Below are 26,144 nucleotides of genomic sequence, written 5' to 3' on the forward strand. Positions count from 1 at the left end.
GGTCACAGAAGAGTTCACGATGAAATATCAGCAACTGGAAAATCTGGAGAGCGGTTGGAAATGGAAATACCTGGTCAAAAAGCACCGGGAAGGTGAATTGATCACTCATCACCTTGAAGCCAGCGTCGCTCAGGAAGCTATTGATGAACTGCTGAAGTTGGAAAATGAGCCGGTAAAAGTATTGTCATGGATTGATGCACACATGAATCCGGCGTTGGATAACCGGATGAAACAAACCATCCGAGCTCGGCGTAAGCGCCATTTTAACGCAGAACATCAGCATACTCGCAAAAAGTCTATCGATCTGGAGTTCCTGGTTTGGCAACGTTTAGCTGCTCTGGCGCGCAGGCGTGGGGTAACGCTGTCGGAAACCGTTGTTCAACTGATTGAGGATGCAGAGCGGAAAGAAAAATATGCCAACCAGATGTCATCGTTGAAGCAGGATCTGAAAGCGATTCTGGGTAAAGACGATGGTTAACAGATTGTTTATCAGATAAAAAATGCCGAAAAAAAACCCCGCAACGCGGGGTTTTTTACTAGAAGAGGTAAACTTAGCCCTGAGGCTGAGATACCACTTCTTTGATGCCTTTAACTTCGATCTCTACGCGACGATCTGGAGCCAGACATGCGATCTGTGCTGGGGTAGCACGGCCAGAACGGTAACCACAGGTGTCACCGGTAACTGGGTTAGCTTTGCCCATACCACGAGCGGTGATCTTGTCTGCTGGGATACCTTTAGAGATCAGGTAGTCCACAACGCTGCGTGCGCGTTGCTCAGACAGACGCAGGTTAGCTTCAGCAGAACCTACTGCATCGGTGAAGCCAACAACCACTACTGAACCGTCTTTAGGATCCAGTGAGCTCAGCTGGGTGTACAGTTCGTCCAGAGCGTGCTGGCCTTCTGGCTTCAGAGTATATTTGCCGAAGTTGAACAGAACACCAGAAGACAGGGTGAATTTCTTGGTTTCAACAACTGGAGCTGGGGCTGGAGCTGGAGCAACGACTGGAGCTGCAACTTCATCCTGACCAAAGCGGTAGGAAACACCTACGCTCAACATGGCGTTGTCTGGACGAGCACCAACGGTACCTTTATCACCAATGTTGTTAGTCCACTGGTAATCCAGGCGGGTAGCCCAGTTCTGGGTCAGAGCGTATTCAACACCTACTGCGGCCAGAGGAGAAACGCCAGTATCGTGAGCGCTGATACGATCGCCAGTTGCACCGTAGTAAGCAGTAGAATCTGCACGCCAAACCATACCACCCAGACGAGTGTAAACGTCCAGATCGTTCATGATTGGGTAGCTGAGTTTAGTTGTCAGCTGGATGCCCTGAGCTTTGAAAGCACCATTGTTTACGCTGCCTTTGTAAGGCATGCGGCCAAGCCAGTCATAACCCATTTCAAAACCGAGGTATTGGTTCGCTTGATAACCTACAAACGCGCCTGTACCCAGTTGAGTTCTGTGGGTTGGACCATTGCCGATAGTGCTGTCAAAGCCATTACCGTCGAATCCAGTGTCATAATACTTGGACCAGCCCAGTTTTGCGCCGGTGTACCAGGTGTTATCTTTTGGGGCGGCTTGCGCTACGGTAGCGAAACCTGCCAGTGCCACTGCTAATGCGATAGCTGTCTTTTTCATTTTGCGCCTCGTTATCATCCAAATAGGCAATGAGCTTTAAAGCTGCTTTAAGCCCTTGGTTTAAATTCATTCGCCTAGGTTTGTGCCCTCGTTTGTTACTCTGCCAGTTTTTCTGACGTTATAGAGCAACCTTGGCGATGTAAAGTCTACAACGTGGCGCGAAAGTTACAAGTGTGATGTGATAAAGCTCTAAAAAAAAACATGGAATTGGACATATTCGCTAACATATTACAACCCAAAAAACGGCTTTTTTTTACACAAAAATAGGTGTGAAACCCCAGCCTACCTCGCTTCGTCCATGATCCCATTGGAGTTCCCTTTGAGGGGGTAAAGGCCGGTGGGAAAAATCCTAAATTTACTTAATGATACAAAGTAGAGTGAATTTTTAGCGTAGAACAGTGTCTGTGTGGAACATCTGTGTCACATTGCGGGCGCATGATAAACCCATAAGCGTTACCCAACTCTGCAGCCTGGCTTAATTTCAGGCGATCTTCCTCTGTCAGTTCTGGCAGCCATCCCAGTACAACACTGTAATTACCGGTCAGTAAAGCTCTCTCCATTGCGTCAACGGTGTTCATAGGGTTGATTTGATTCAGTTGTACGATTTTATTCACGGGCAACCGGGCCTGCTGTAGCCACTGCCGGCTGAGTTTCTGCTGTGGGGTAAGCCACAGCAACCAGCGCTGTTGCATGCCTAATTGCTGCAGCAATGGAACCAGAAGCTGTACCACTGCGGGTTGATGTTCGTTGTAAACCAGTTCACTGATGAGGCCATTGCCATTGCGAGGCGTTTTTATCGCCTTGTCTGTTGCCAGAGAGGCATGGCTGAGATGGGGTTGGTAGAGTGATTGAGTACGCATGAAGTATCCCGCCCGTAGTGTTACTGTATGTATATACAGTATAGCTATCCAAACATAAGATCAACCCAAATTTTCGTGACGCTTCGCATATTTGCGATTCTTTTTTATACACCTTGATTTTGTGATTGGCACTGAAGGGGATAATGCGTATTTTCCCTAATTAGTTGTTCCCGTTACGTTTATTTCATTGATGTGACGAATAATTATACCTGATGGATTTCAATAACGAGGCCGGTGGCAAGCGTCCTGGCATGTTGAAAGACATGGGTAAGGCCATTACTCGCTCAAGGAGGTTTTAATGAAAGGCAGATCCGCAGGAAGGGTCGCACAGGCAAAACTCTGCTTTGCTGCATTGGGGAAAATTACCACACGCTCACAATTTGGTGGATATGGCTTGCTGGCCGACGGCACTATGTTTGCCGTTATAGCCGAGGGAGAACTGTACTTACGCGCTACCGAAAGTTTGGAACCAATATTCCGTGGGCGTGGCATGGTGAATATGACCTATCTCAAGCGCGGGGCACCAATGACCATGCGTTATTACTGGGTCGATGAATCTTTATGGCAGGAAAACCGAGAGCTGTTGTCACTTGCCTGGCAGGTGGTGTGCGAAACACGTAAAGAGATCACGTTCAAGACTCGCAGCAACGGTCGTCTGAAAGAGTTGCCGAATATTGATGTCTCGATGGAACGCTTGCTGTGGCGGGCTGGTATACAGAACATTTATGAACTGCGCTTACTGGGGGCTAGGCGCAGCTACCTCAAATTGTTGCAGCAACAGCCAACCCTTAGCGTGAAGGTTCTGATAGCGCTAGCGGGAGCAATGGCAGGCTATCATCACGCTGCATTGCCCAGCACGCAGAGGGAGGCGTTGCTCGAATGGTTCGAAGAAACCATAGTGCCTCCCTGTCTGGAGCCACGTTTAGCGAAAAGGCCTAGCTTTGCGCTCTTTAATGAATGATTAATCTGCTTTACCGATCTGCGCGTTGAGTGCCGTCAGTTCAGGGAGCAGTTCAAGCACTAATCCAATTTGTTGCAACACCAGTTGTTCTTCACTTTCTGGTTCAGGGGTCAACAGTCCAATACGTAGGGAAAGTCTCTCCAAGGCCTGCGTGATACGTTGATGGTCTTGTGCATCCTGGTGCAATGCGCCATCAACATAACATACGGCATCATTGAGCAAATCCAGTACGGCGGAATTATTCAGGCGCTTGCGGTGTGCGCCAAGTGCGGAAATATAGCTCAACAAGGTATGGTTGAGGCATAACAGCCGGAAAGCGGCATCCTGCAGGGTCTTATCCGCGTTGGGATCGGCAGACATGTTAGAGATCACCGAAGCCAGCTCAGCATCGCTGTTGTGCGCATCCCGGCGGGCGATGCGGTAAGGTAGGCTGTTATCCTTACCCTGATGATATTGCACCAGAATCGCATCAAGATAACGGCAGTTGGCATTGAGCGTTTTGCTCACCACGGCGGGCAACTGGCGGAACTTCCAGTCTGGCCAGATAAAACTCACTGCAGCCCAGGCGATAGCACAACCCAACAGCGTGTCGTAAACGCGTGGAGCTGCCACTTCGAACCCCTCGCCAAGCAGGTTAAAGCACAGCAAAACCAGCAGGGTGATAAACATGGTGGCATGGGCATATTGCACGGTACGGAATGCGAAGAACAAGACACCGGAAATGACGATCAGAATCATTTGCCCCTCAAGAGAGGGGACAAAATACAAGATTGGCAGGCCGATCAAGATACCTGCCAGTGTTCCTATGATGCGTAACGCCAAGCGTCGGCGGGTGGCATTATAATTTGGCTGGCAGACAAACAGGCTGGTCAGCAGGATCCAGTAACCGTGTTCCATATGGGTAATCTGGATCAAAGCGTAACCTGCGCATAACACCACCGACATGCGAACGGCATGGCGCAGCAGGGCAGACTGGGGCGTCAGGTGGCGGCTGATGCGCAGGCGAATATCGCTCCAGCCAGTGAGCCGATCGTCTGACAGGCTGTTTTCCTCCGCTTGTCCATTAGCTAGCGCCTGTTCTGACTCAATGTTGGCCAACTGCGCATCGATCGCCCGCAGATTCTTCAATAGATGTGACAGTGCTCCGGTCAGTTCAGGGTGTTCCGTCGTGGCCGCAATTTGAGCCAACGCTTCTTCTATACGGGTGAAGGCCGGTTCAAAACGCGGGTTATGAAGGTATTTCTGGCGCAGCAGGATCGACTGCGCCAACTGCCGGCAGGCACGAGCCTGCATGGTCAACAACCGCTGGAAACGAAACAGAATATCGCTGTGGCGGAACTGTTGGCTCAGCGCCTGATATTGCACGTGAGAGGAACTGGCTCGCTCATGAATATCCTGCGCCACAAAATAATAGTGCAATGTCCTGCGAGTGCCGCGCTGGCCGCGATCGCCTTTCAGGCGGGTGAGCAACGAAGCCTTGGTCTGGTTTAACGTTGCGACCAGCGCACTGTTGGCCATCGCCACATCCATCCAGGGCAAATCCGTATCGTGCTCGGCATCTGGATCGAACAGGTTGGCTTTGGCATCCAGATAGTGGGCTAACTGCTCGTAACTGCGCGCTAGGTTTTCCTGCAGCGGCTTGATGGGAAACAGCAGATGGCCGATCAGCGTCAGCAGGTTGTACCAGACGGCACCCATAATCAGCAGAATAGGTTGCTGATACCAGGCGTCGTACATTGAGGTGCCCAGCATGGTATAAACAGCGATCAATAACGCACCAAAAGCGATGGTGGCATACCGCTGCCCCAGCGCGCCGAGCAGGATGAATCCGCAGGTTGAGGTCATCAACCCAAGGGCAAACCACCAGGGGTAGGGGAACAACAGCTCAATAGACGTTGAAGCCAGAAAAAAACAGACCAGCGTAATCAGCAAATTGCGCAACCTGCCGGCCAGCCTGTCGTCCAGATCGGTTAACGCGGCGGCTACTACCCCTAGCGTTAGCGGGATAGTCAGCGTCGGCACGCCAAGCCACCAGGGCACTGCTGAGGCACCTGCCAAAGCAATGAAGATCCGCAGGTTATACAGCAGATTGCTGTTATAGGCATAACGCCGAATTGCCGGTGCAAAAGAGAGCACAACAGCTCCTTAATCGCAGAGAAAATTAACGTTTCTGGTACTGACGGCGCGCATTTTCTGCCCGCGCCAGTTGAGCCATTTCAACAGAAACCACGCGCCGCCCAACGGGCCAAAGGGCGATGGCTGCAATCTTGAAATTGGCAATGCCGACTGGGATACCGATAATGGTTATACACTGGGCAATCCCGGCCGCGATGTGTGACAGGCACAGCCACCAGCCGAACAGCACCAGCCAGACGATATTCAATAACGAGCCACTGGCCGCAAGCAGCGCATTGCTTTTCTCCGGGTATAATTCATCCACATGAATCGCTTCATTGCCGAATGGCAGGAAGGACAGCTTGGTGATTTCCCAGCAGGAACGGGTTAACGGCAGAGTAAAAATCAGCACTATGCTGAAGAAGGTGGCGATCAACCAACCGAGGGTGGTGAAAAAACCACCCAGCACGAAATTAAGGATATTCAATACGGTACGCATAGGCATCATTCTGCTCTAATAGTGGATAGACCGCAGGGCGGACCAACATACACAGTATTCTACCTTTTTTTTAGCGCTAGAGTGCCACTGCTTATCGCAGGTAAACTGGCGATATCAATCTCATTAGAGTCATGGCGCGAGCATATGGAACTTAAAGCGACATCGTTGGGTAAACACCTGGCGCAGCATCCTTACAATCGTGTGCGGCTGTTGCATGCTGGCGTCGAGGTGAGCGGCGAGAAACATGAATATCTTATCCCTTTCAACCAGTTAATTCAGGTACGTTGCAAACGCGGCATCGTTTGGGGCGAGTTAGAGTTTGAATTGCCTGATGAAAAGGTGGTGCGTTTACATGGCACCGAATGGCAAGAGACGCAGCGCTTCTATCATTATCTGCAGCAATCCTGGCAGCAATGGAGTGCTGAGATGAGTGAGATCAGCGCTGGGGTGTTGCAAGAGCAGGTTGAGCACATTCGTGATATTGAACAGCAGGATAAATGGTTTAAACGCTCTGAATTGAGCAAGTTGCAACAGCAGATCCGCCAGGCGTTCGGGGCGTTACCCATGCCGGTCGCGCGGTTGGACGAGTTTGATAACTGCCGGGAGGATTACCAGCGCTGTCTGCAATGGTTGCAGCACGGGCAGCGCAGCGTCGTGCAGCGTAACCAGCAGTGGACCGAGCGGATGCTGGAAAACCACCATGACTTCTTCCAGACCATAGAAACCTCGCCGCTGAACGTATCGCAAAGCCGTGCGGTGGTAAATGGTGAGGATTCCGTGCTGGTGCTGGCTGGCGCCGGCAGCGGTAAAACGTCGGTGTTGGTTGCGCGGGCAGGGTGGTTGTTGCGTCGTCAGGAAGCTGAACCTGGGCAGATCCTGCTGCTGGCTTTTGGCCGTAAAGCTGCGGATGAAATGAATGAGCGCATTCAGGATCGCCTGGGGAATGTCGCCATTCAGGCTAAGACCTTCCATGCGCTGGCGCTGCAGGTGATTCAGGAAGGGAGCCGCAAAGCTCCCGCGATCAGCAAGCTGGAGACCGACAGCAAAGCACGCCGTCGGCTGTTGATAAAAAACTGGCAGCAGCAATGCACAGAGAAAAAAGCCCAGGCTAAAGGGTGGCGCCAATGGCTGACGGAAGAGTTGGAGTGGGAGGTTCCCGAAGGGGATTTCTGGCATGACAAACGTCTGGCGGAACGCTTGGCCGGGCGTCTTGAACGTTGGCTGGGGCTGATGCGCACCTATGGCGGCAGTCAGGCCGAGATGATCGCGCTGGCCGATGAAGAGATCCGCGATCTATTCGCTAAACGTATCCGATTAATGGCCCCGTTGCTGAAAGCGTGGAAAGCCGCGTTAAAAGAAGAGGGCGCGGTAGATTTTGCCGGGTTGATTCATCAGGCGGTCAATATTCTGGATAAAGGGCGTTTTATCAGCCCGTGGAAACACATTTTAGTGGACGAATTTCAGGATATCTCACCGCAGCGGGCCCAGTTACTGGCGGCATTACGCCGGCAGAATAAGCAGACCTGCCTGTTTGCCGTTGGTGATGATTGGCAGGCTATTTACCGTTTCAGCGGTGCGGAGCTTGCGTTGACGACCGCATTTGCAGCGAATTTCGGGGAAGGTGCCCAGTGTGCCTTGGATACCACTTATCGCTTTAACGATCGTATCGGTGAGGTGGCCAACAGTTTTATTCAACAGAATCCGCATCAACTGAAAAAGCCGCTTAACAGCCTGACTCAGGGCAATAAAAAGTCGGTCGTTATCCTGCCGCAGGAACAGTTGGAGGCTTTGCTAGACAAAATGAGTGGTTATGCAAAACCTGACGAACGTATTTTAGTGCTGGCGCGTTATCACCACCTGCAGCCCGAGGTGTTACTGAAGGCCGCAACGCGTTGGCCGAAACTGAATATTGAGTTTATGACCATACATGCCAGCAAAGGGCAGCAGGCAGAATATGTGATTATTGCTGGGCTGCATGATGGCCATGATGGATTCCCGGCGATTGCGCGTGAATCTTTGATCGAAGACGTGCTGTTACCGCAGCCGGAAGATTTCCCTGATGCTGAAGAACGGCGCTTGCTGTATGTGGCACTGACGCGCGCTAAACACCAGGTTTGGTTATTGCAGGATCGTGAGCGCCCGTCGGTGTTTGTTGAGCAATTGCAGGATATCGGCGTGCCGCTGCAAAGAAAGCCTTGAGCAGGGCCTGGTGGCTGTACCAGGCCGCAAGGTTATTTCAAGCGGGCTTCGAGATATTTTTGATAATCGGGAATGGCGATCTCAATTTCGCGTTTGAACATCGGTGAATCAATCAGGAAATCCGCGGTGGAACGGTTGGTTGCCACCGGGATGTTCCAGACGGTCGCCAAACGCAGCAGTGCTTTTACATCGGGATCGTGCGGTACGGCGTTAAGTGGATCCCAGAAAAAGATCAGCATATCGATCTTGCCTTCGGAAATCAGTGCACCTACCTGTTGGTCGCCCCCCATCGGCCCGCTCAGCATGCTTTGCACCGGGATACCGCTAGCGCGCTGGATCAGGTTGCCGGTGGTGCCGGTAGCATAGAGTTGGTGCTGCGTGAGTATGGCCTTGTGATCTGCAACCCATTGCAGCAACGCGTGTTTACGATGATCGTGGGCAACCAGCGCAATATGCTTGCGTGCGGCGATGGTTCGGGTGGTCTGTTCCATATCGGTATCCTTGGCAAATCAAATGATTTGCCACAGATTACTGAAACTGCTTTTCACTGCCTAGCGTTAACGCCGGAAAATGCGAAGAAAACACCTCTTTGGCTCATAATGAAGGCGCGAATGCATCTCAGTAAGTGACCTGTTGATTTGCCCAGGCGATGAAACGTTTTTGCGTTTCTTTATCTGCCTGCAAAAACCAGTATTGCAGCATCTGTTCTGAGACGTTTCCTCCCTGCAAGGTAATGACTTGCTGGTTGGTTTTCGTGGTGCCCGGCGTGTCAGCAATGGTCGTCGCTCGCAGATGCGCCAGCGCTGGCACAGAGGCTGGGCGATCCTGCGCATTGTAATCGGCAATGACTTTTTCCAGGTTAACGCCAGCAGACAGTGCATGCATCGGCAACACATCACGTTTCAGCGCCAGCGCTTTACCGTTTTTATCAATGATTCTATAGTTCACCGCTTCGTCGAAGTGCCGGCCGTCACGCTCATTTTCGATACGTGGCAGCTCAATGCTTACCGAATCGATCCCCTGGCTATTGAAGACCGCAATCAACGGCTGCGAGGTATACAATACCTGACTGCGTGCATTCTTGCGTACGGGTTTGGTGACTTTGAACAGCAGTTGGTGTTGGCCGCCATCCAGTTCCAGGCTGTCTGCGCCTTTTAATAACGAGCCTGTCATTTTCTTACCATCGACGGCCAGCAAATCGATGTAGGGTGACAGCTTCAGGGTCGTAGCCGCGGCCGATACACTCAGTAAGAGACTGAATAGCCCCGCAACCACCAGACCAAATTTCATCGTTGTTTCCTTTATCCTAGAGCATTGTTATTAGTGTTAAGTACGGTTCAGGTTGTGTCAAAATTTTTCAATGCCACGTGTTATTTACATTTTCACATATTTATAAACGTTTTGAAATTAATGATGCGGCCTAGTCTGAACCCGTTGTGAAGAAATGCTTACTGAGGAAGAGCCTTCGGTTACACTTGAGGGAGGCGTGTCCTTACACAATATCAGGAGCGGAAGATGCAAGATCAAGACATTGCAGACGTACTGAAGCAGGTAAAAACTATTGCCTTGGTGGGGGCCAGTGACAATCCTGGCCGGCCCAGCTATGGGGTTATGGCCTATTTGCAGGCGCAAGGGTATCAGGTGACGCCGGTCAGCCCGAAGCTGGCTGGGCAGACGCTGCTTGGCCAGAAAGTGTATGCCAAGCTGGAAGATATTCCTCATCCTATCGATATGGTTGACGTATTCCGTAACGCTGAGGCGGCTTACGGTGTGGCTCAGGAGGCAATTGCTATCGGCGCTAAAGTGCTGTGGCTGCAGATTGGCGTTATCAGCGAACAGGCTGCGGTGTTGGCCGGGGACGCCGGGCTTAAAGTGATCATGGATCGCTGCCCGAAAATAGAGATCCCCCGTTTGGGGCTGGCGCGCTGAGTCGGCCAAAATAATAAGGGCTTGGCATCATGCCAAGCCCCCGTGCGGGTTTCTCAGGCCTTGGCGCTTAGTTGCGCAGTCGTGGTGCCTGTAGCTGGTGGCGGATGGATTCCGCCAGTTCATCCAGCGATGGTTGCTCTGGATGGGCATCCTGCTCTTCACCCGCCAGCTGTACTTCAGCCAGATAAGTGTGAACCGGTTGGCCTTCTTCATCCTCCATCACCACGTGATACCAGGGAGCGAAGCGCAGCTCATCATTAGCTGCAATCTCGTCAGCTTTGGGTTGCTCCAGAGAGTATTCGGGGTCGATATCAATAACTACGCCCAAATACCCTAGCAGTTTATGACGTACCTGCTGTCCGATACCGAATTTGCTGGCAATCATGATGACCTCCTGAGAAACAGTGTATTGCTCTCTATATGAGGGCAAATACAGCGTATTTCAAGTTACATCACCCGACACGCAAACCCTTTCAAATACAGCCCTTCAGGGTAAGTCGCGATAACCGGGTGATCGGCAGCTTGTCGGAACTGCTCTATAAATTGTACATCACGCCCAGCATCTACAGCGGCATCGGCTAAAATTTTCTGGAATAAATCGGTTGGCATCAGGCCGGAACAGGAGAAGCTAAGTAAAATGCCACCTGGATTCAGCAATTGCAGCGCCAACATATTGATATCTTTATAACCACGGCAGGCGCTGGCCAGTTGATTCTTGTTTTCAACAAACTTGGGCGGATCCATGATGATCAGGTCGAATTTCTCACCCTGCGTCCGATAATTACGCAGCAATTGGAAAACATCGTTGCGCACAAATTCTGCCTTGCTCAGATCCAGTTGGTTTAGCTCAACGTTCTGCTTGGCGATATCCAGCGCTGCCTGTGATGTATCTACGCTGATGACCTGCGTACAGCCGCCCATCAACGCCGCAACTGCGAAAGCGCCGGTGTAAGAGAAACAGTTCAGTACGCGGCGGCCAGCAGAGTAGTTGCGCGCGGCCAAGCGGCTGTCACGCTGATCGAGGTAAAAACCGGTCTTGTGGCCTTGTTGAATATCGACCAGCAGCTTCATACCGTGTTCGGTAATAGGCAGCAGAGCGGGTGGCAGGTCGCCCAGAATTTGGCCTTGCGCCAAAGGCAGGCCTTCTTTTTTACGCACGGCAACGTCGGAACGATCGTAGATAGCGCACTCTGGGTAGCAATGCTGCAGAGCGGAGATCAGCGCCGCACGCTGGTATTCCGCGCCAGCCGAAAGCAACTGCAGCACCAGGAAGTTCTGGAAGCGATCGATGGTGATCCCCGGCATCCCGTCAGACTCACCGGCAATTAAACGATAACCGTCCAGCCCATCACGTTTGGCCACCCAGTCTCGCCAGTTCTGCGCCTGTTGCAGACGACGGATAAAGAACGCAATGTCGATCTCTTCATCGTGCTGGAAAGTCCAGACGCGCGCGCGAATTTGTGATTCTGGTGAATAAGCACCGCGTGCCAGCCATTTGCCCTGGCTGTCGAGAATATCAATGGTTTCACCTGAGAGAGCTTTGCCCTCAATGCGTTGAACGGCACCAGAGAAAACCCATGGATGGCGACGGAGTAAGGATTTTTCACGTCCTTTGGTGAGATAGAGACGTACGGTCATAATTAAGTATGCTGCCAGCTAGATAAAAAAGAGTCACACTCTCTGAGCATCAACGCAGAAAATGCATAAACGAAAATCGATAAGGAGCCGATTATGACACAAGTTTGTATTGCCGCGTATGTCTATGGCGTGGTGCAGGGCGTGGGGTTTCGCTATAACACACAGTATAAAGCGACGGCGTTAGGGCTGACCGGCTATGCACGCAACCTGGATGATGGCAGCGTAGAAGTGGTGGCATGTGGTGAACAACAACAGGTTGAACAACTGGTGGCGTGGCTAAAAAGCGGCGGCCCACGAGGGGCTCGCGTCGATCGTGTGCTGGTGGAGCCGCAGGGAGTAGCGGATTACAAAGGGTTCAGCATCCGCTACTAGGTATTAGATACATTTCACCGGTTTTGGCAGACCTGCGATTTTTGTCGCCTGTTTGGCTGGGCCTTTCGGGAACAGGCGATAAAGGTAACGGCTGTTGCCTTTCTCTTCGCCGTATTTCTGCGCCATGGCTTTCACCAGCATACGGATAGCGGGTGAGGTATTAAATTCCTGATAAAAATTACGGACAAAACGCACCACTTCCCAGTGCGCCTCTGTCAGCTCGATCTCTTCCTGCGCCGCCAGCAGCGGTGCCATGCCTTCTTGCCAGTCGGCGCTGTTTTTCAGGTAACCTTGGGCGTCAGTTTCAATGATCTGGCCTTCAAACTCCAACATATTGCCTCGGTAACAAATAATTTATGGCGGGCATCAGTTTAGCAAATTTTGTTCTCGGCAAAAATAAAGCCCCGCTGGATGAGCGGGGCTAGGATCTCGCCTAACGGACGATCAGTTGCTGCGGGCAAAGCCCAGAATGCTCAGCAGGCTGATGAACATATTGTACAGCGAAACATACAGGCTGACGGTGGCGCGGATATAGTTTGTCTCGCCGCCGTGAATAATATTACTGGTTTCCCACAGCATGGCACCGGCAGAGAACAGGATAAACAGTGCGCTAATCGCCAGGTGCAGGGCAGGGATTTGCAGGAACAGGTTAGCAATCACCGCCACTAACAGCACTACAAAGCCCGCCATCAGCATGCCAGAAAGGAATGACATGTCTTTACGGGTCGTCAGCACATAGGCTGAGCAGCAGAAGAACACCGCTGCGGTGCCGCCCAGCGCCAGCATGATCAGATCGCCTGCGCCAGCATTAAGGAAAGAACTCAGAATCGGGCCAAGGGCATAGCCCATAAAACCTGTGAAGGCGAAAGCAGCAAGAATACCTGCGGGGCTATTTGCCAGCTTGTGAGTCAGGAACATCAGGCCATAAAAGCCAACCAACATTAACAGCAGCCCAGGAGCGGGTAAGCCCAGCATGGTGCTTGCTGTTGCGGTTAATGCAGAGAAGGCCAGCGTGAGGGATAGCAGGAAATAGGTGTTGCGCAATACTTTATGCGTGCTAAGTAATGAGTCGCGCGAGGAGGATGAGACGACAATGCGGTCCATAATGATCTCTCTTATCAGGTCATCACAAAATTGATCACGATCATAGGCAGCATAATCGTTTGATTAAAGAGTGTTTACTCATCTTTACTCATGGGCTGCCGCGCTTGGGTTTTACACCGGTGAAATGGTGATTTCTTCAGCGTAAAGCTGTGATATGCCGGTTTTTCGTTCGGTTGAACGGTTTCAGGCTTTACAAGCGGATCGGCTGTGTTTATAGTTCGCTTCGTTGCGGAGGGGTGGCCGAGTGGCTGAAGGCAACGGTCTTGAAAACCGTCGACGGGAAACCGTTCCAGAGTTCGAATCTCTGCTCCTCCGCCATTTCTTCTAACATCTTGATTTATCAGGGTGTTCTTCAGAGAACTACGCAATTGCTACACAAGGGTGCTACACAACAAGAGAATTGTTATGTGCACTCACTTAGTTAAACGTGGTTCTCGATACTACTTCCGCCGAAGAATCCCTTCATCGTTAATTCCTCATTTTCAACGCGTAGAAATCTTTAGATCTCTTAAGACATCTGCTAGACGGGAAGCTGAAAAGTTAGCTCGTTTGGAAGGCTGTTACTGGGATGCTGAATTTGCACGTCTACAAGGTGAACCTCAACCTGATAACCGTACTATCCACGATGTGGCAATAACTAAGCCTAAAGTAGCTGGGCCTACGCTGTCTGAGCTTTATCAACAGTGGTTAGCTTTTGAAGAAAAAGCCCCTAAAACACGTAATCTCTATCTCCGAGCATTAGAACGATTCAAGGAGATTGCGAACAAAGAATATGCAACTACCATCAATAGGGCTGATTGCCGTCAGTTCAGAGATGCTTTGCGTGAGCAAAATCTCAGTGTTGGTACGGTCAACAGTTATCTTGCTGCCCTGAGTAGCTTACTTTCTCTAGCTGTAGATAACGATTTACTTGAGCGTAACCCGGTTGAAGGATTGAGCCTAAAGCAAGATAGGCACGCCAGAGAGAAACGCTTACCTTTCGATTCAGAATCACTCCGCAAAATCTTTTCATCACCTGTTTACAAAGGGGATAGGCCGAAAGCTGGGTCTGGTGACGCCGCATACTGGTTACCCCTACTAGCTCTTTATACGGGGGCCAGACTGGAGGAAATCGGTCAGCTTCACCCTAAAGATGTTCATGAGGAAAATTACCAAAAGCCTGATGGCAGCAAAAATGTAGCCTGGGTGATTGAAATTGCTGATAGGCAAGATGGACAGCACCTAAAGAATAGTAGCAGCCGTAGGCGTATCCCTCTCCATTCTGAATTGATCAAACTTGGCTTTATCGATTTCGCTAAGAGACAAAAGGGTGATCGAATCTTTCACCAACTGAAAGCTGATGTATTCGGTACATTGACGGGTAACTGGTCGAAGTGGTTCGGTCGATATCTTCGTAAGGTCTGTGGCGTTACAGATAATCGGTTAGTTTTCCATTCATTCCGTCATACCTTCAAGGATATGTGCCGATTGGCTGGTATTGATGAGGCTGTACATGATGCTCTCACAGGCCACTCATCAAGCTCGGTATCCCGCAATTATGGTGGCTTAAGCTACCCTCTAGGGCCGTTAGTCGAAGCAATCAACCGGATTAACATTGATGTTCCCTTGTGAAATGGTGGCTATGATTGGGGTTAAAATCTTTATTATTCATATTGTTATGATTTAACTGTGTCAATCGATCGTTAAAACTGATCAATATGTGGAAACTGATCATTAAAATCTATTTGATTAAAATTTGTTCATATATATCATGTGGTTATTCACCGCATATCGTTCAATTCACTTGCGGCAGATTAGGTTATAATATTTTGAATGTAAAAGATAAATTTCAATTTGAAAGGCGAAATTATGGAACGTCATAAATTAAGGATTGTGCTACTGCTTTTGTTTTTTATATATAATCCTATATTATCAGCTTATGGTGAGGGGATTGGAAAATTAGCGCCAACAAATAAAGTAGCTTTCGAGCAACTAGTGTCTACACGCATCAATGATGATCGTATACTGTCTTTAAGTTATGATCTTCGTGGTTACTTCAGTAATAAAAACAAATTAATTCCAGCAAGGATATCTGAAGTAGTAAAATCCTTTCATAGAAATGAGCTTTATGCAAAAAAAGAATATGGAGATCGATATGTTTGGGTACGGACTAATGTATCAGAAATTGGTGAGGATTTAGCTGGTGATGCTTACATAAAGTCAAATGGTAAAGATGCATTTGAATATATTATAATGAAGGTTGATGGTGAGGATAAAAGAGTATTATCACTGCGAAAAGACAATGTTGTAGATATGGTTTGTAGTATAGGATCGTATGACATGAAAGTATTAATTTTAAAGTCATGTGTTTTTACTGATGATTATGTAATGGATTATTATAACGCACACTTTCCTATTAAGGATATGACTAGTCCTGATTTTATACCAACTAATTCATTGCAGGCTGAAATGCTGCTTGTGTATAATTTAAATAAAGCCGGAATAGATAAGTATTGTGGTAAGGGCTTTGACAAAATGAAATGTTCCAAAGAGCATTTTAAGGCAGTGTCGAAATTTAAAGAAAATAGCCCTGAAATAATATCATCTATGCTTCGTGATATAGATGCGAAAGGAGCAAGTTACATTTTATCTTTAGTAAATTGGTGATCATATTACTCTTAACATGGAGGCATTGTGGAAAACTTATTTTCTAAATTATTTGATTGGATCTTTGGTGTGTTTATATTAATGCTCCTTATCTCCTTTTTTATGAATCCAGATCTAAATGATGTTCGTTGGAGTTCTGAGCCTTTTGCTATCCTTGGCTTCATTATAGAATTTGGTCTGCTATTATTGGCTGGTAAAATAATTAAACTAGTCTTTACCCAAATAGGTAGAATGCTTGATATAACGTTTAATCAAGTGTCAAAAAAACTGCTCAGGAAGATACCTCGGATAATGGGATTGGTATAGCTAATAACGTCAAAAAAAACTATTCAATGAGTGGTATATAGTTGCAGCTGTATTTCTATTCTTATTCTTTGGTGGCGGACGTTTTGTTATTAACGTAGTAAAGAATATGATAACTAGCGAAGATCCAAAAGTTTTTGATCAGAAATATTATTTACGTGACTATAAAAATGATGTCAAAAAGTGATTTAGAATACACATTAAGGAGCAGAGAATGTTAAAGAGGATCCTATTGATATTTCTTGTTGTTGTCATCGTAAAGTCATATTTCATTGATGAGGGTAAATCTATAGTCAGTTCAAATGGTAACAGTGTTGATGATAATATAGAATCCTCAGTGCTCTTTAATGAATCTGTTCCAGATGGTTTCTTACCATTTAATCCACAAGCTCTTTGCAAAGTGTTTTATGGGTCAGGATTTCTATCTAATAGTAGGGGGTGGAATAATAATTCTGGTGGTGGGTATAGTTGCGCTACACCATATCATGATTTTCCATTATCGAACTCAGATAGTGACTATCAACTGAATGATAATATAGCTTTCTATGTGATGGCTGATTCTGATGATGATGGTCACTATGCAAGATATACTACGATAATGCTGAATGTTAATAAGAAAGCCAATGAGAAGATAAGGCGAGAGGATTTCATTAGGGCTGTATCTTTTTTCTATAAAGGTGTTTTTGAAACAGAACTTGATAGCAAGACAAACTCTTTGTTAAGCACTTTTAAAAGTGGTTTTACAAGAGATATAAGTGTTAATAATAAAAAGTTGAAAGTGATATTTAAACGAGAGCCTTTCTCTACAGGTAAAGGGGTAGAGTTTACTATGAGGGTTTATCCTTCGGGGGTAAGTATTCCTGATAGTCACAGAGTTAATTGATTTAGCTAAGAATGTAATAGTGAGAAATGAAAATGTTAAAGACAATATTTAAGTTATTCCTTTGGGGAGTTATGCCTATACTGAGTTTTTTTGGCATGATATGCATAATATCTATCTTAACGATAATAAATTGAACATGGTAGGGGGTTTTTTCAGCTAGTAATAAGCTAGAGATCTCCTTCTGTCACATTCTACTAAAAAACATAATCAGTCTGTACGACATTTTGAGCCACTTTATCCCTTAATTCAGTACCTACTATACGTTTTTTAATTTGTCTCAATAGAGGGCTATACAGAACGTTTTAGATGGGTATGTTCTATGATTGCTGGTGGTTGTATGTTTCAAGGTTCCTGACTCGTTTGAAAAGGAACTATTGAGATGGTTATGGAGGAATCACATTGCTTACTAGTTGGTGCCTGGAAAGGTTCTAACTATGGTATCCGTATTGGGAAGAATATTATTCAAAAGAGAATTGTCATTTATTACTGTGAATATCGATGGGATTGATTATACCTTTAAGCTTACAAATAAATTTTGGAATAGCTGTCCTGAGTTTCGTGATCCTGCCATTACTAATCAGGACAGCGCTATTAAAAATTATATTATTGAATCATGGTTAAAAAACAATTTTGAAATTTTTTGGAAATATAAACACCCACCAAATCTTAAGCTTATGCAATATAAATTTGATGAGCCGAGCTTTAAAATTTTGGCTGAGTAGAACTGAGTTTTATTAAAGGGAAAAAGTTATTCATTAATTTGACTAGTGCATTAAACCTCTTTGTTGCAATTCTGTTCTATGTCTGACTATTGAGCTTCTATAAGTTCCATATCCAATTTCGTTTATCTTACATATTTCTTCTATCGGTAATCTACCTTCACTACGCTTAATTCCTTTCTGTGATTTTTTCATCGTTAAAACTTTAATTACAGACTCAAGGTTTTTAGCATCATTGCTTATCTGCTTTTTTATCTCAATAGCATGATCAAGTTTTATAGTACAATTTGGAGTATATCTACTTACATATTCTGCATGGTCATATGAAGGAACGAAAAACGTAATGTGACTAATTTCTTCACGAAAAGACCGTCTAATAGAAATACGAAATAAGCTCTGTAGACATGCTTCGTAGCAGCGTTGTGTTTGTGCTGCATCTCTCAACCCAGTTATGTGATGCGTATCTTCAATATATTTCAGAGTGTTTTCTTCATCAGGTTTCAGTCTACAAGTGGAAAGGTAAATTGCTACGTTTCTGTCATCCCAACAGTTTAATCCATGAACTGAGTTTGTTATGGGATTGAACCCAGAGAAATTTTTATGATCTTTCTTGTTCGCAATAACTAATGCTGTTTCTTCTTGTTTGAATAAATCGTTTTTGTTCAATTCATGTTTGACGGCTTCAAAAATATCTTTCTTGATATCTGAACTGTAATCTGAATTAGGATCTGATTTTTTCTGGCCTAAATATTTAGTGTAAATATACTCTTCAGGAAGCATTACTTGTATAGTGACTTTATCACCACATTTATAATGAGTTGGTAATCCCCAATCTAGCTTTATCATTTTTACATTGTCCAGTTTACTTAGTGTGCTGACAGATAAAGATTCAACAACGTTATTAGCAAGGATTGTTACTGATTTTGATTGTCTAATCACCCTTAACAAAGCTAAAGCATTACTATAATGAAATGTCTTATGACTACCATTACTTCTAGCATATGCACAACGTCCGCTATTGCTTAGATGATCTAAAAAATCATATATTCCATCTTTCTTATAAATATCTGTTTCATCATAATCTTGAGCATTTTGAAGAAATCGATTAACGTGTTCGTGACATCCATCAGATAGCGTTACTTCTTGTATTGACTGAACACTCTCATCTAAATTTATCCAAGGTTTCCACTCGCAGTCATTTTTATTCCAATTGTGAACTGTTATTGTTTTTGGAGAACAATATTCTTCAGGTAACTCATCAATGAAAATATTGAACTTTGCTAGCAATTGATGCTTATCCCTAGAAGCTATTCTCATCAAGGTATTATGAGTGATTATTAAGATATGTTTATCACTAGAAGCCAACGCATTTGTTAGTGCAATAGTCACTTCTCGATAGACACTATCTGTTGCTTTATCACTGTTTATTATTATAACATTACCTCCATATCCTTGAGATCTAAATTCTTTACAGATACTCTGAGATAAACGAGTGGTAGGAGTCGCAATTATGTAATATGGGTACTCTGAATCGATGATCCTTTTTACCATTTGATGAGTCTTTCCCGAACCACAGATTGCCTCAACATAGTGAAGCTTTAAACCACTATCCATTAACACCTCTATATCCTATTTAATATGAATCAACAGTGCAAATGATAATTATTCTCATTTGTGGTGTCAAGTGGATTTTCAGAGGTACCATCATGCGCTAGTGACTTTTTGCAGATTTCTTCTAAAGACTCTATAGAGATTTTCCGCAAAAACTTATCCAGAGAGTAACTGTAGAGCAATCATCAGAAGTATCACCTTGAGATAGGAATGATCATTAGCTAAAGGTACTACCTAAGGAAGGAAACTGCTCTAAGGGAAATGTAATAACATTTTCTATCTGATCAGATAGATATCTATACATTAAGCTCAAGAGATTCATGAATAGATAATGAAGAGTGAAATCTTATAGGAGAGAACAAATTAAGAAAATAACCTTCAAGAGACTATTCAGCAGATCCTTGAGCAGGGACTGTATAGCTTATCTCTAGAGGGTAATTATGTTTAATTTAGTGATAATGATTCTCATTGTCAAGTGTTTTTTACGAAACTTTACACTAATGCTCAGTGATAGTTATCAGCCTAACAAATGTGACTGCATGGCTATGTCGAGGTGATGAAGCGATAGTGATAGCCCTCTTTAACTTACTAGCTGCCAGATTTACCGATTAATTATCTAAAGTCAGCATGAATACTGTAATGTACAGAATTTGAACAGTATTTTTCAGGTTACCTTTTCAGATTGATAACAAGTAACCGGTGATTCCGATCAGGAGCAGCTAAAGGGTCTGTACAGGTGGTGATGAAGGCTGAGTGTCTTAAAACCACCTCCTTTTGATACCGCTGAAAATATCCTGAAAATGATGATGTTCAAAGTCTCAAAAGATTGATTTTGTATTTTGATACACATATTATTGCGAGACTACCTTTTGAGACAAAAAGGAACACATCATGTCTATCATCGGTTATGTTCGTGTATCAACAAATGAGCAAACTATCGAGAATCAGAAACAACAGATTGCTGAAGCTGGCTATAAGGTCGCTAAGTGGTTTACTGATGAAGGTGTTAGTGGAGGAGTGAAAGCTTCAGATCGCAGAGGATTCGGTGAGCTACTTAGTTACATTCGTGAAGATGATACTCTCATCGTTATTGGTATTGATCGTCTAGGACGTAACACATCGATGTTCTCTCTACGGTTGAGGCTTTACAGGCAAAGGGCGTAAAGGTTATCAGTTTGCGAGAAGGGTTTGACCTATCAACACCTGTCGGAAAAGCTATGCTCACTATGATGGCTGGTCTAGCAAGCCTTGAAAAAGACCTAATAGCAGAGCGGAGAGCTGTAGGAATCAAACGTGCACAATCTGAAGGTATACACTGTGGTAGACCTATTAAGGCCACTTCTGAACAGGTTACTCAAATGGTTGCTTCTGGGATGTCACCTAAAGAGGTTATGACTGCTCTCGATATCAGTAAGGCAACTTTTTATCGCTTAAAATAATTATGTAGTTTCCCCTGTTTATGTGGGTCAGTATGAGTGGATTTATTTTTATGTTTCTGGAAGTCTTTCTAGAGCAGTTTATTTGTATAAGCTCAGACTTGACCTGACGTTTTTCGGGCAGCATACAATCAAATCTGACTGTCGACTTTGAACGAGGACGTTTGCATATCTTAGTCATGGTATTTAATTATATTATGTAAGACTACAACCAACCCATAGAAATTAGTGCCTATTCCTCTAGCGGCTTTATCCTATGGAAATGTATAATCACACCTTAGAGTTGGGGAGTGCAGTATTCAATCTGATCTTCATTGGCGTTGTAGTTGAGGTTGATACTGATAATACCCGCTGCCGTATTCAAACTTTCGGTAATATGCACTAGCTAGCAGTGATAGCGGTCTGCACCGGACGGGGCCTTGCCCCAGTGAACACTTTTTTACATAGTTAAAGTTACTACCAGAATCTCATTTTTTCAATTGACAATTTGATTGTTTATAGTCAAGAATGTAACTAAAGACACAACTAAATTAAGGTGGGTGGCATGAAAATCAAGCTGAATGGAGTAATCAACGGCATGCTTAAAATCGTCACTATAATACTATTCACATTTGCAGTTGGCATTATCTTGATTGCGATTAATAGCCATAATGAAATTAATATGATGCATTTTATAATACCATTTCTAGGTGGTTGTGTTGGTTCATTTATTACAAGTTTCTTAAAGAAAACCGCAGAAATTAATGCAATAAGACATCAGTTTGAAGAAGTGAAAAGGCAGTTAGCCATAACAACAAAAATCACTGAGGATATAAAAGGTGAAATAGGTAGAGGGAATATATCATATCAAATAAAACTATCTGAACTAACCCAGAGGAAAACGAAAGCAATAAGTGAGATATATACATCTCTCTACAAAGCTACATGTTTCATAAAAGAAAATCGTGCTGATGAAGGTGATAATCAAGAGAGGTTTAAGAATATAGTTGCCGATTTTTGGAGTTGCTTTAGTGAGAGTAATATATGGTTGCCAAAAGAGCTATCCGTAGAGGTTGCTGATTACTTCAATATGGTGAGTCATAAATATAAGGAGCATTTTCAAAACGCTATGCAAAGACGAGAAATTTTTTGTCGTACCTCTAATGACGATCCGGAGACTCAAAGAAGAATAGAAGAGGAAGCTCTTAATATCTCACGTAATGATGAAGAGTTCAGAAATTTCATTATGAATGGTTCCAATCAAATCCTATCAAGAATTGAGAGTAAATTTAGAGAAATAACAGAAATAGCGTAATGTTAATAATATTTCAATGCTTCCAAAAAGTTCAGATAGTAAGTGTAATGCTCGGTCATGTGACGATAAAATAGGAGTTGGGGATTGTGAGAGAAAATATCTGAAAATGAAATTTTATCCATTTAGGTTTAGTAAGTTACCCACACATATTTTTGTACTCAGTGATTTATTCGCGCCTTCTATAGCAATGTTCGCCTATGGAACCGGGGAGCATACCAGATTAGGTATAGCTCTATGCTGTAAAAGTATCAGCTCAAATCTCTAAGTCACATACATGTTGTAAAATTGCTTAGAGCCACTCTCATGACCTATTTTGAAATATGTTGATAGTAGCTCAGCAGTTATCATTTCTAGGGTGGTGATATAGTGCATTTACAAACAGGTATCACGGATACTCAAAACTCAATGAAGTAAGTATCGAATACGATAAGAGCCTAGATATTTAGAATTTTGCCAATAGGTAGGTGATCTTTAGTTGTACCTTGCCAAGCAGGTAGATATCTTTTCATTAAAAAGCTAATAAAGTGTATTTGCATTTAATTGTTATTTAAATGTTAAATTTGATTGACATATAATCATTTAGTTGTAATATAAAGATATGGAGTATATGTTTTTCTCCATGATAATATATATCAATTAAGCCCTGAAGGTAATTTATATCTCAGGACTATTTCTATTGGAATAAAATAATGCAAGAAGTTTCTAAAAAGAAAAATGAGTATAAGATTTTTCATCTACATATTGATACACATAAAAAACTAAAGGTTCATTCAGCTTCGTCAGGAATGTCTATGTTAAATTTCATAGCGATGCTTATTGAAGATTATGAAATATGTAAAATAAATGAAAGCATCAAGTTATAGAGTTCCTACTAGTGGTAGAAGTTATTTAATGTGGTGGTAAGTTTCTCAAGTGTTATTTTTCTTAAGACTCAGTCGATTTAATTCATGTTTAACCATTCATCCATCAATCTAATTACTTCTACTATTTCTACATCATCTACAGACTCATGGCCATCTATGTTAACTAGTTCTTCAAAAAGATATGCTTGGAAATCATTAAAATTATTCCATATGACATTGCCACTTGGTGCCCGATTGATTTCAGATGGTACAAACCAGTTTCTGACGGTTTTAATAATTATTAGAGGATCATCATTATGGCTTTTTATATCTGATCCGGATAAATCTGAAAGTGCTCTTTGATAGCGATATTTCTCCTTTTCAAGGATTAATATTTTTTTAGTTCCCCAGATATCTCCCATTAGTTTTTGGCATCCATAATCAATACCAAGCTCAAATGGCATATTCATTCGGAAGTGTTCATCAGGGCCAGTGGCAACAATTCTAGAAAGATCATGGATACCAAATTTAGATTCACGTATAAGCTCTAGTATCTTGTGTATTCTTGTTTCACCAGAGTCACTTCTTTCTAAGGAGAATCTAGGTATAAATCCAAGAGTTTTAATCGTAAAAATTACAGAAATAAGAAGCTGGCGGTAATTATCATCAAAGGGGCAATTAACAAAAACATTTTTATTAAAGTTATCCATAACTATTTTTTATCCTTTGGTGGAAATGGATCTTTTCCGTAACTATTTTTCTCTCTTATTTGCCCATCTTTGCCATGTATATACAACTCAGCTTCTTGATTCTTAGCAACCTCTCTTCCCCAATCGATAGCTTCTTGTTGGGTATCAAAGTGTTTAGTTGCTCTTTGACTGCCACCTTTCTTTACAACCCATCCGCCCTCAGCAGATCTTACGACATGTTGCGATTTTCCACCCATGTTACCTCCTCACAAAGTATAACATTGAATCCCACCAGTTAGGTCTCCAACGTATTGTATATCTAATTATGATTTTTTCAATGTGTTATAGCTCATTATCTAATCTACGATTGATCATCTTAATTGAATGTTTTTTTAAGTAAATTGTTTAGCTAATGTTACAGATGAATGCTTAACACACCTTTTGAAGTGAAAAGCTTTCATCTCCTCATGAGAATAACTGATTAAAACCATGATGTATTCTATGAAAAAAATACCAGTAAAATGCTCTTGGCAACGCTATAACGCACAAGTATACTCGAAATCAACTGCTACATAGAATTGTGACACATGTGGCAAAATGAAAATCAACAGTAGCATCCGAAATTAACAGTTGTGCATGAACGTAGTTAGGCGTAACGAGTTGATTTGCGGAGAAATTGCCGAGAGTTTGAAGATTTCCTTCTTGAAAGGTAAATGGGAATTTACTCCAGCGATAAAATCTCTGCTCCTCCGCCATATTCTGACCCCAAGCTTATGATAAGCTTGGGGTTTTTTGTTTTAGCTGTTTTCAGTATGACATTCAGTAAACACAACTTCTTTGCACATCGTCAGTTGGTCATGCCGGTAACTGTGGTTCAGCGCAAATACCTATTGGTTGTTGCTGACAAAATTGTTGATGACGATTTTCTTGCCGAACAGACAAAAGGAGCTTGTTTCGTAGTTCCAAGATAATGCTTTGAACAGATTGAGTGATAGAACGGTGCATAAAATAGCCATATGTCACTCAGGCACTACCTTGCTTTAGACTGGTCATCGTACGAAGATTTCGAAGTCAATATCATATTCTTGTTACCAGCTCATTACTCCTCTTTTCTCTGCTTCCATTTTACGAATGCGCTATTTTTATAAGTTCTATAATTAAATCCCAAATAAAAAGTCATTAAATATTCATAAACTGTATGAATTGGTTTTTTATAGCAGCCGAATATTCACACCTTTTATCTTCAAATAAACGTTTAAAATGGTTCCTGGTTAGGCCTATATGCTCTTACTTACTCCCCTTTGCCTAAGATATCGTAGGATTTTCTTGTTAATCAGTGTGGTGTGCGGCAGGAGTAGCCGCTCTGTGTAGAAAATATTTTCCTTCCAATCACTTTGCTAATCCTTCTACGCTGCTATTATGGTTGTCTGTCTGGAAGGTGGTATTTCAGATTTTGACCTCGAACACACATGCGTCATGCCATCAGGGATTGAATGTGCTCGCTTGTCACACCCATTTGGGTTTACACCGAACGGTGTAAAGGAAGGGATGTGGTTATCTGGCAGGGTTAGCCATTCTTATTAATTCCTCAGGGCAGACCGTTCTTCATTGTTTCAGTTGAACAGGGATAGCTATGTCCAAATCTTCCTACCAAAATGAAGTGCCTCAAGCACGCGTTAATATCAAACTTGACCTCCATACCGGCGGGGCACAGAAAAAAGTCGAATTGCCACTCAAATTGCTGGCGATGGGGGATTACAGCAATGGGCAAGAACAGCGTCCGTTGTCTGAGCGTGAAAAAATCAATATCAATAAAAATAACTTCGACAGCGTGCTGGCCGAATTCAACCCCAAGCTCACTCTCTCCGTGCCCGACACCCTGTCCGATGACCACGGCGACACCGCCGTCAACCTCAGCTTCAGCGCCATGAAAGACTTCGAACCCGAGCAGGTGGCGCGCCAAATCCCGCAACTGCGCGCCATGCTGGCCATGCGCAACCTGCTGCGTGACCTCAAATCCAACCTGCTGGACAACACCACCTTCCGCCGCGAGTTTGAAATCATCCTGAAGGATGAAGCGCTGAGCGACGAACTGCGGATGGAACTGGAAATACTGGCACTCGAAAACTGTTAATCGCCCGGGAAGATAAGGAAGAAACCAATGTCTGGACAGGAAGAAACCCTGCAGGAAAGAACGGCACAACGTCAGAGCCACACTACCACCGTGCTGGAAAAAAACGCCCCGGCGCCGCACAGCGTTTATGCGTCATTGTTTGAAAAAATCAACCTTAACCCGGTCTCCCAGCTTAACGGCATTGAGGCTTTTCAGGACGGCGATGCCCTGGCGGACGTCTCGGCCGATGAGCGTGTGACCGCTGCCGTCAGCGTCTTTTTAGACCTGCTGAAG

The 26,144-nt window shown here is 44.5% G+C and carries 26 protein-coding genes, 1 tRNA gene and 2 pseudogenes; 16 read left to right on the forward strand and 13 right to left on the reverse strand.

All coding sequences use genetic code 11. The features are described 5' to 3' along the window. Positions 1 to 19: 19 nt before the first annotated feature. On the forward strand, positions 20 to 478 hold the full coding sequence (gene matP / locus WG891_RS18390; RefSeq protein ID WP_337264038.1) for a macrodomain Ter protein MatP: 459 nt from the start codon (positions 20 to 22) through the stop codon (positions 476 to 478). Between the two features lie 73 nt (positions 479 to 551). Here the strand turns inward: matP and ompA are convergent, their stop codons facing one another. Together ompA and sulA are read right to left on the reverse strand one after the other, a co-directional pair. Then, positions 552 to 1,637, reverse strand: coding sequence for a porin OmpA (gene ompA / locus WG891_RS18395; protein WP_337264039.1), 1,086 nt, complete (start codon positions 1,635 to 1,637; stop codon positions 552 to 554). A 359-nt stretch (positions 1,638 to 1,996) separates the two neighbouring features. Continuing rightward, on the reverse strand, positions 1,997 to 2,497 hold the full coding sequence (gene sulA, locus WG891_RS18400) for an SOS-induced cell division inhibitor SulA (protein ID WP_337264040.1): 501 nt from the start codon (positions 2,495 to 2,497) through the stop codon (positions 1,997 to 1,999). A 298-nt stretch (positions 2,498 to 2,795) separates the two neighbouring features. On the opposite strand from sulA, the gene WG891_RS18405 reads away from it, so the two are divergent. Continuing rightward, complete coding sequence (locus WG891_RS18405; protein WP_337264041.1) at positions 2,796 to 3,458, forward strand: TfoX/Sxy family DNA transformation protein; 663 nt, start codon at positions 2,796 to 2,798, stop codon at positions 3,456 to 3,458. Here WG891_RS18405 and yccS read toward each other — a convergent pair whose 3' ends face one another. Further along, positions 3,459 to 5,594, reverse strand: a complete 2,136-nt coding sequence (yccS, locus tag WG891_RS18410; protein ID WP_337264042.1) for a YccS family putative transporter — start codon at positions 5,592 to 5,594, stop codon at positions 3,459 to 3,461. It abuts the gene before it with no gap. Between the two features lie 25 nt (positions 5,595 to 5,619). After that, positions 5,620 to 6,072, reverse strand: a complete 453-nt coding sequence (locus WG891_RS18415; RefSeq protein WP_337264043.1) for a YccF domain-containing protein — start codon at positions 6,070 to 6,072, stop codon at positions 5,620 to 5,622. Positions 6,073 to 6,216: 144 nt separating this feature from the next. Between WG891_RS18415 and helD the strand changes: the two genes are divergently transcribed. Beyond that, positions 6,217 to 8,271 (forward strand): DNA helicase IV, encoded by a 2,055-nt coding sequence (helD, locus tag WG891_RS18420; protein WP_337264044.1) that lies wholly within the window; start codon positions 6,217 to 6,219, stop codon positions 8,269 to 8,271. 32 nt (positions 8,272 to 8,303) lie between these two features. Here the strand turns inward: helD and WG891_RS18425 are convergent, their stop codons facing one another. Then, positions 8,304 to 8,762, reverse strand: a complete 459-nt coding sequence (locus WG891_RS18425) for a methylglyoxal synthase (RefSeq protein ID WP_337264045.1) — start codon at positions 8,760 to 8,762, stop codon at positions 8,304 to 8,306. A gap of 127 nt (positions 8,763 to 8,889) precedes the next feature. Further along, positions 8,890 to 9,561: a DUF2057 family protein gene (locus WG891_RS18430; RefSeq protein WP_337264046.1), complete on the reverse strand. Its 672-nt coding sequence runs from the start codon at positions 9,559 to 9,561 to the stop codon at positions 8,890 to 8,892. A 225-nt stretch (positions 9,562 to 9,786) separates the two neighbouring features. Here WG891_RS18430 and WG891_RS18435 point away from each other — a divergent pair, with 225 nt between their 5' ends. Further along, the gene (locus WG891_RS18435; RefSeq protein ID WP_337264047.1) at positions 9,787 to 10,200 is read left to right on the forward strand and encodes a CoA-binding protein; all 414 of its coding nucleotides are present in this window, start codon (positions 9,787 to 9,789) and stop codon (positions 10,198 to 10,200) included. A gap of 67 nt (positions 10,201 to 10,267) precedes the next feature. Here the strand turns inward: WG891_RS18435 and hspQ are convergent, their stop codons facing one another. Both hspQ and rlmI read right to left on the reverse strand, forming a co-directional pair. Beyond that, positions 10,268 to 10,585 (reverse strand): heat shock protein HspQ, encoded by a 318-nt coding sequence (gene hspQ, locus WG891_RS18440; RefSeq protein ID WP_076942185.1) that lies wholly within the window; start codon positions 10,583 to 10,585, stop codon positions 10,268 to 10,270. 62 nt (positions 10,586 to 10,647) lie between these two features. Further along, entirely contained in the window at positions 10,648 to 11,838 is a 1,191-nt protein-coding gene (rlmI, locus tag WG891_RS18445; RefSeq protein ID WP_337264048.1) for a 23S rRNA (cytosine(1962)-C(5))-methyltransferase RlmI, read from the reverse strand. Positions 11,839 to 11,931: 93 nt separating this feature from the next. On the opposite strand from rlmI, the gene yccX reads away from it, so the two are divergent. Beyond that, positions 11,932 to 12,210, forward strand: a complete 279-nt coding sequence (gene yccX / locus WG891_RS18450) for an acylphosphatase (RefSeq protein ID WP_076942183.1) — start codon at positions 11,932 to 11,934, stop codon at positions 12,208 to 12,210. A 3-nt stretch (positions 12,211 to 12,213) separates the two neighbouring features. Here yccX and tusE read toward each other — a convergent pair whose 3' ends face one another. Together tusE and yccA are read right to left on the reverse strand one after the other, a co-directional pair. Further along, on the reverse strand, positions 12,214 to 12,543 hold the full coding sequence (gene tusE, locus WG891_RS18455) for a sulfurtransferase TusE (protein WP_076942182.1): 330 nt from the start codon (positions 12,541 to 12,543) through the stop codon (positions 12,214 to 12,216). A gap of 111 nt (positions 12,544 to 12,654) precedes the next feature. Next, positions 12,655 to 13,314, reverse strand: coding sequence for an FtsH protease modulator YccA (gene yccA / locus WG891_RS18460; RefSeq protein ID WP_076942181.1), 660 nt, complete (start codon positions 13,312 to 13,314; stop codon positions 12,655 to 12,657). Positions 13,315 to 13,544: 230 nt separating this feature from the next. On the opposite strand from yccA, the gene WG891_RS18465 reads away from it, so the two are divergent. From WG891_RS18465 to WG891_RS18490, 6 genes are all read left to right on the forward strand, one after another. Further along, positions 13,545 to 13,632 (forward strand) — tRNA-Ser (locus tag WG891_RS18465). An 87-nt stretch (positions 13,633 to 13,719) separates the two neighbouring features. After that, positions 13,720 to 14,925, forward strand: coding sequence for a site-specific integrase (locus tag WG891_RS18470; RefSeq protein ID WP_337264049.1), 1,206 nt, complete (start codon positions 13,720 to 13,722; stop codon positions 14,923 to 14,925). 237 nt (positions 14,926 to 15,162) lie between these two features. Then, positions 15,163 to 15,960 carry an OB-fold protein gene (locus WG891_RS18475; RefSeq protein ID WP_337264050.1) on the forward strand — a complete coding sequence of 266 codons (798 nt, stop codon included), beginning with the start codon at positions 15,163 to 15,165 and terminating at the stop codon, positions 15,958 to 15,960. Between the two features lie 27 nt (positions 15,961 to 15,987). Then, positions 15,988 to 16,266, forward strand: a complete 279-nt coding sequence (locus WG891_RS18480; RefSeq protein WP_337264051.1) for a hypothetical protein — start codon at positions 15,988 to 15,990, stop codon at positions 16,264 to 16,266. Positions 16,267 to 16,477: 211 nt separating this feature from the next. Continuing rightward, positions 16,478 to 17,146 carry a hypothetical protein gene (locus WG891_RS18485; protein WP_337264052.1) on the forward strand — a complete coding sequence of 223 codons (669 nt, stop codon included), beginning with the start codon at positions 16,478 to 16,480 and terminating at the stop codon, positions 17,144 to 17,146. 434 nt (positions 17,147 to 17,580) lie between these two features. Next, on the forward strand, positions 17,581 to 17,868 hold the full coding sequence (locus WG891_RS18490) for a hypothetical protein (RefSeq protein ID WP_337264053.1): 288 nt from the start codon (positions 17,581 to 17,583) through the stop codon (positions 17,866 to 17,868). A gap of 42 nt (positions 17,869 to 17,910) precedes the next feature. On the opposite strand, the gene WG891_RS18495 is transcribed toward WG891_RS18490, so the two are convergent. Continuing rightward, entirely contained in the window at positions 17,911 to 19,479 is a 1,569-nt protein-coding gene (locus WG891_RS18495) for a DEAD/DEAH box helicase family protein (protein WP_337264054.1), read from the reverse strand. Between the two features lie 885 nt (positions 19,480 to 20,364). On the opposite strand from WG891_RS18495, the pseudogene WG891_RS18500 reads away from it, so the two are divergent. Further along, a pseudogene (locus tag WG891_RS18500) lies at positions 20,365 to 20,915 on the forward strand (recombinase family protein). Between the two features lie 541 nt (positions 20,916 to 21,456). Further along, complete coding sequence (locus WG891_RS18505) at positions 21,457 to 22,206, forward strand: hypothetical protein (RefSeq protein ID WP_337264055.1); 750 nt, start codon at positions 21,457 to 21,459, stop codon at positions 22,204 to 22,206. Between the two features lie 940 nt (positions 22,207 to 23,146). Here WG891_RS18505 and WG891_RS18510 read toward each other — a convergent pair. Further along, on the reverse strand, positions 23,147 to 23,758 hold the full coding sequence (locus tag WG891_RS18510; protein WP_337264056.1) for a hypothetical protein: 612 nt from the start codon (positions 23,756 to 23,758) through the stop codon (positions 23,147 to 23,149). A gap of 2 nt (positions 23,759 to 23,760) precedes the next feature. After that, the gene (locus WG891_RS18515; RefSeq protein WP_337264057.1) at positions 23,761 to 23,994 is read right to left on the reverse strand and encodes a DUF2188 domain-containing protein; all 234 of its coding nucleotides are present in this window, start codon (positions 23,992 to 23,994) and stop codon (positions 23,761 to 23,763) included. 456 nt (positions 23,995 to 24,450) lie between these two features. Between WG891_RS18515 and WG891_RS18520 the strand changes: the two genes are divergently transcribed. The 3 genes and pseudogenes from WG891_RS18520 to WG891_RS18530 form a co-directional block, all read left to right on the forward strand. After that, positions 24,451 to 24,708 carry a hypothetical protein gene (locus tag WG891_RS18520; RefSeq protein ID WP_337264058.1) on the forward strand — a complete coding sequence of 86 codons (258 nt, stop codon included), beginning with the start codon at positions 24,451 to 24,453 and terminating at the stop codon, positions 24,706 to 24,708. 662 nt (positions 24,709 to 25,370) lie between these two features. Next, positions 25,371 to 25,871: a type VI secretion system contractile sheath small subunit gene (tssB, locus tag WG891_RS18525; protein ID WP_337264059.1), complete on the forward strand. Its 501-nt coding sequence runs from the start codon at positions 25,371 to 25,373 to the stop codon at positions 25,869 to 25,871. A gap of 27 nt (positions 25,872 to 25,898) precedes the next feature. Further along, a pseudogene (locus tag WG891_RS18530) lies at positions 25,899 to 26,144 on the forward strand (type VI secretion system contractile sheath large subunit); the annotation flags it as partial.

The sequence above is a fragment of the Serratia sp. MMO-28 genome (assembly GCF_037199905.1).
GTDB lineage: Bacteria > Pseudomonadota > Gammaproteobacteria > Enterobacterales > Enterobacteriaceae > Chania > Chania oryzae.